This window comes from Streptomyces sp. M2CJ-2, assembly GCF_016757295.1.
Classification (GTDB): Bacteria; Actinomycetota; Actinomycetes; order Streptomycetales; family Streptomycetaceae; genus Streptomyces.
The window spans coordinates 1-5,045 of sequence record NZ_JAESIF010000158.1; the positions used below are offsets into that span (position 1 = coordinate 1).

Annotated in this window: 5 protein-coding genes and 2 pseudogenes; 4 read left to right on the forward strand and 3 right to left on the reverse strand. The window is 64.5% G+C overall.

Going from position 1 to position 5,045, the window contains the following annotated elements; translation table 11 throughout:
* Positions 1 to 152 precede the first annotated feature (152 nt).
* A complete protein-coding gene (locus JL475_RS38005; protein WP_202282769.1) occupies positions 153 to 827 on the reverse strand; it encodes a hypothetical protein in 675 nt (224 codons plus the stop codon).
* A 388-nt stretch (positions 828 to 1,215) separates the two neighbouring features.
* On the reverse strand, positions 1,216 to 1,593 hold the full coding sequence (locus tag JL475_RS38010) for a hypothetical protein (RefSeq protein ID WP_202282770.1): 378 nt from the start codon (positions 1,591 to 1,593) through the stop codon (positions 1,216 to 1,218).
* Between the two features lie 594 nt (positions 1,594 to 2,187).
* On the opposite strand from JL475_RS38010, the gene JL475_RS38015 reads away from it, so the two are divergent.
* The 3 genes and pseudogenes from JL475_RS38015 to JL475_RS38025 form a co-directional block, all read left to right on the forward strand.
* On the forward strand, positions 2,188 to 2,619 hold the full coding sequence (locus tag JL475_RS38015) for an SMI1/KNR4 family protein (protein WP_202282771.1): 432 nt from the start codon (positions 2,188 to 2,190) through the stop codon (positions 2,617 to 2,619).
* A 264-nt stretch (positions 2,620 to 2,883) separates the two neighbouring features.
* On the forward strand, positions 2,884 to 3,069 hold the full coding sequence (locus tag JL475_RS38020) for a hypothetical protein (RefSeq protein ID WP_202282772.1): 186 nt from the start codon (positions 2,884 to 2,886) through the stop codon (positions 3,067 to 3,069).
* Between the two features lie 421 nt (positions 3,070 to 3,490).
* Positions 3,491 to 4,033, forward strand: a pseudogene (locus JL475_RS38025) (helix-turn-helix domain-containing protein); the annotation flags it as partial.
* Positions 4,034 to 4,303: 270 nt separating this feature from the next.
* Here JL475_RS38025 and JL475_RS38030 read toward each other — a convergent pair.
* Entirely contained in the window at positions 4,304 to 4,645 is a 342-nt protein-coding gene (locus JL475_RS38030) for a VOC family protein (protein WP_202282773.1), read from the reverse strand.
* 313 nt (positions 4,646 to 4,958) lie between these two features.
* Here JL475_RS38030 and JL475_RS38035 point away from each other — a divergent pair.
* Positions 4,959 to 5,045, forward strand: a pseudogene (locus JL475_RS38035) (IS5/IS1182 family transposase); the annotation flags it as partial.

Below are 5,045 nucleotides of genomic sequence, written 5' to 3' on the forward strand. Positions count from 1 at the left end.
CCTCCTGATGCGACGCCGCCTCGCCCGCGCCACCGCCCCGCCAACCTCGAAATGATCAGTTCATGGACAGGCACTTACACCGTGGTTCCCCGCTGTTCCCCGCTCGATCTGGTGCGGTTGTGGTGCGGCGTAGGTCAACGGGAGGCAGATGATCATTCGTACCAAAGTCCGGGAAGCGGTCCACGCTTGGTCGTTGCCGGAACCTCGGATATGGTGCTGCCCCTCTCGAGGTCGCCCCGGATGTGCAGATAGAGGGAGGGCGTCGGCAAGCCGACGGTCTGGATCCAGCCCTTGCCGTGCACGTGGCCGGCGGCTGTCAGTTCCGCGGCTTGGCCCGGTGGGGCGATGCTCTCCACGTAGCTTTGGCAGATCGTCTCGCCGCTGTCGGCGAACGCGTAGCGGGCAGCGTAGGCGTAGCCCTCGTGGAGCCAGACATACAACACGATCGGCTTGTCCAGAACCGCGCGGAACCACTCGGCGGCAAGCTCGGCGAGCCGTTCCGTGGAGCCCGTGGCATCAAGTGCCCAGTCACTGGGACGATCCGGGAGCAGATACAGCTGATTGTGCAGACGGTCCCCGCGGATGCGGTTACCGACCAGGTGCACACCCAGATCGATCAAGTGCAGACGGGGCTCCGCCCGGTCGGACAGGCTGACATGAGCGAGGAGCGATTCCCAGCTGTCCGGGCGTCCGACCTCCCCGACAACATCAGCTGGCGCCCAGGCCATGCAACGCCCGCTCAGCGCAGATACGAAGGCTCTCTCAGTGTCGTCGAACTCGAAGTCGTCGTCCGGATCATCGATCTCGAACCAAGCATGCGTCGTCATGGGACGGACCCTATGGCGAGGGCTGGGTGCGCCCGGAGCTTGGGATGCTCATCAGGCCCCGGACCGTGATCGGTCCGGGGCTTTTTGCCTGGTGCCCCCGGCAGGATTCGGACCTGCGACACCCGCTTTAGGAGTTCGATCGCTCCTCGGCACCGCCGGGGAACCACCCGGTCGCACTGGCCGTGTCGGACCGCCCAGGAGTGCTGACGTCCGGCGTCGTTGATGTCAGCCGTGGATGTCAGGTCGCCCCTTGGTGCGAACTATGGGCAGGGTGGTCGCTGAGGTCTGCCGGGCACGTCAGAAGGTCGCTCAGGGCCGTTGGTGGTCGGGGTTGGTTGCCGGTGGTTGCTGTACTTCCGTGCTGTCCCGAATAGCTACCATGAGGGGCTTAAAGAAGCATGGACCCGACGACAATCGCGAAGGTCAGCACCAGCACTGCATAGAGGTTGATCTTCCACTTCGGAATCTCGTACTCCTCGCCGAGCCGGGCTTTTTCTGCGTACTTCCGTACGTCTGGCCTGATGGCAACGAGCAGGAGAGCCAAGGAGAGCATGGAGGTGGAGAAGATGACGAGAGCTTCTATCTCCATATGGCCTCGTATGTGACTGTGCCCCGTGACGGAGATCGCTCCGAGGGCGGGAGCGATCAGTGAATACACTGCGCCCTTCTTGCTTTTGAGGCAAAAGTAGAATGCTGCGACGAGCAGTGCGGAAGTGACTAGCGCCACGATCCACCACTGTCCCACTGTCAAGTCCTCCGCCTTCACTCTTTCTCTTCTGCCTTCATTTCAGTTCGTGTCGAGGCGGTGCACCACGTCTCACACGTGGACTGCACCTCGTATCCACATTAATGAACAGGGTTAACAGTGTGTTGAGTTGGCATCACGTGTTGGTGTCGGCACACCGGACACGGCCCGGCTGCCTACTGTCGGCGGAGTCTCAATGACGGCGGCAAGCCGGCGGGCCGCCGCCCTCAAACAATGGGCGGCGGCCCGCCTGGTACAGGTTCGCGCCTCATCCTTATCAGGTCGATCATGGGACGTCAGCGATGCCAGTCGACCGTCTGAAGTCCTCGGACGATGGTTCGCTGAGGTCCAGCGTTGACCGTCGAAGTTCACGCCTGTTGGTGTCAGCCGCTGATGTCAGGCGCTGGATGCTCTCTTGACAGATCCGCCCGTCGCTTCGACGACCCCCACTTCTGATCCGTAGCTCTATGTGGATCGGTCGGTGGCGGTCATATCGGTTGCGCTGAGGTCCTGTAAGTGCGTTGCCGATCGGGGGCGTTTGCTGTGGTTGCTGTACTTCACTGCTGTACAGCGCCTGTTGTCGGGGCGGTCAGCCCTTCGGCCTAGGCTGCGCCTATGTGGAAAGAAGCCGCTGCCGAAGCCTTGCCCGAGACCGAGTTCCGCGCACCCGTTGACGCGACTGCTCTAGCCGAGGCGGAACGGCGCCTCGGCCGAGGTTTGCCGGCGCAGCTGACTGCTCTGCTGATGGAGACCAACGGGATGGTCGGCGAGTACGGGACTGGCGTCGTATGGTCCCTGGATCGGATTGTGGAGCAGAACCTGCTGTTCTGGTCCCCCGATACGTTCCCAGGCCTGTACATGCCCTTCGATCCGCTGCTGTTCTTCGGCGACAACGGCGGGGGCGACCAGTTCGCCTTCGTGCTGACGCCTGAGCGTCCGGACATCTTCGTCTGGGACCACGAGAATGACAGTCGGCTGTGGGCTGCGCGCGAGCTGGAGGACTACCTGCACCGTTCCCTCGCGGGCGATGGCGACTGGTACCGGTAACCACCCTCTACGTCCCTGGTTTGGAAGATCGCGTACGCGGACGGCCGATGACCTGGCGTGACGATGACCTGCGCATCCTCGGGACGCTCGCCGAGATTCCTCGTCGTTCCCCGCCGGTCGCTGCTCGATCGGGCATGCGGAGGGCACGCGTGGCCTACGTAGCGGCCTGGGTGTGCCGTCCAACCGTCGCCTGGCCTGGTGGTGGGCGGCCGCGCTAGTTGCTGTAGCTTCCGGCTATGGGGCGGTTGGTTGATCGGGGGAATCATGGCAGCGCTGGGGTTCGTCTTCATCACTCTGCCGTGCCTCGCCATCGTCAACTTCACCTGTTTCGCAGCATTTCGGGCTCAAAAGCACAAGGCCTTCAAGGCGCTGGCCTATGCATGCCTGAGCTTCGGCCTCGCCTCTGCCCTCGTCCCTGCCGGGGTTGTCGTCTGGGCATCGTCCCTATAGGCGTGGTGCACGCACCCGCAGACCACAACAACCCACCCCTCACCCCAGCTCCCATCCCGTCCGCTGTCGGCAACGGTGCCCCCTCCATCCCGGTGCCGGCCGATCCCCCGCCGGAGGCATCATCTTGTGCCCGCGGATGACGTCTCGCCCTTGCCCGCATGCACGCAGCGCGCCGCCGGGCGCGGCCAGCCGGGGCGAAGACAGGAGGCGGGCCGCGCCGCAGAGGCGGCGCGCGCCCGCGCCGTGCGCGGGCCTTGATGAAGTAGGGAAACTCTTACCGCGGTGATCGATCCCCCTCTGTCCGGTCCCGGTAGATGCTTGACACTTCGGTCCCAGCTGATGGTTGACGGTGGCCGTGTTCGGCTTTTCTGTGCGTGTCGTTGCGGCGCGTGTGGGGAGGCCGGGATTGGCACTGGTGGAGTTGTCGGTTGTCGAGCAGAGATACCGGGCTGTGCTTGCGGTGCTGGCGGGAGCGACGGTGACGGAGGTCGCCGCGTCGCTGGGGGTGTCGCGGTAGACGGTGAGCGGGTGGAAGTCCCGGTATGCGGCCTCGGGCCTGGCCGGGCTGGCGGACCGTTCGCGCAGGCCGGCCTCGTGTCCGCATCAGGCCTCTGCCGAGGTGGAGGCGGCCGTGTGCGAGTTGCGGCGTGAGCATCCTCGGTGGGGTCCGCGGCGGATCGCTCATGTGCTGGAGCGGTCCGGGACGGTGAGCCCGGTGCCGTCGCGGATGACGGTGTATCGGATCCTGGTCCGCCATGGGCTGGTGGAGCCGGGGGTGCGGCGCCGGAAGCGGTCGGATTACAGGCGCTGGCAGCGGGATAGGCCGATGCAGCTGTGGCAGATGGACATAGTCGGCGGGGTGATGCTGGTCGATCCGGTGACCGGGGAACTGCGCGAGGCGAAGGTCGTGACGGGGGTGGACGATCATTCCCGGTACTGCGTGATCGCGTCGGTGATCCGGCGCACGATCGACGTCCCGGTCCGTAACGTGAAGGCGAACAGGCCCCCCAGGGTTTCCGATGTTGTCTAGGCCCACCGTCAGGCAACAGCTGGGACCAGAACGCCAAACATCACCTGGGACCAGACATCCTGTCTGGGACAGCTCTTCGTGTTCGTGACACGATCTTGTTGAGGTGCGCTGGTCGGGCGTGACCAGTACGACGATTCCGCCATTCTTGAGGTGTGGGAACCGACTGTGGATCGTGGACTAAGTCACCTTGGAGGCTGGTTGAGGTCAGAGCGGAGCGCCGCCGAACCCGATCTCGTTTCCGTCCGGATCCTGGTACGTGACCTTGCGCACGCCATTTGAGTAGGTTTCGCGACTCCTGGGCTTCAGTCCCCGATCAGCGATCCCGGCGACGCGGGTGTCGAGGTTGTCGACGAAGACGGTGTGCATGGCGTGGCCGGCATGTTCGGGCCGATGCTCGATGTACACATACCGGTGTTCCGCCAGTTCCCACACGGCCTCCGTGTCGTTCGGGATAAACGTCGGCGGGGAGTCGAGTAGCCGCTCGTACCAGGCCAGCGCTGCTGCGTAGTCGGTTACGGGGATGCCTGCGAAGAGGTCGACGGCCATGACGTCATGGTAGGTCCAGCGGCGCCCTGCATCTCAGCCCAGCTCACACGCCACCAGCAACGAGTCACAAGATCGTGTTACGAGCTCTTAGGGGGCGTTTACGTAGGACCGTTCCGAAAAGCGGCTTTCATGGCTGACCCGATCTGCGATGGTCCGAGCCGTATACGACCTTTGCCTCTTCCCGCCACTCGAGGCCCGCCATCCGTTTCACTCACCTCTGCCACTGGAAGTCCGCCTGGTTCGAAGATGCGGCAGAACCTCCCGATGATCAGCGGAACGGTACCTTCCGGCCCTCCCGTGCCCACGCTGGCCCGTGAGCCGGCGGAAGCCGTACCCCAGCGACCTGTCCGACGCCCGGTGGGCCCTGATCGAGCCGACGCCGACGGCCTGGAGAAAGGCC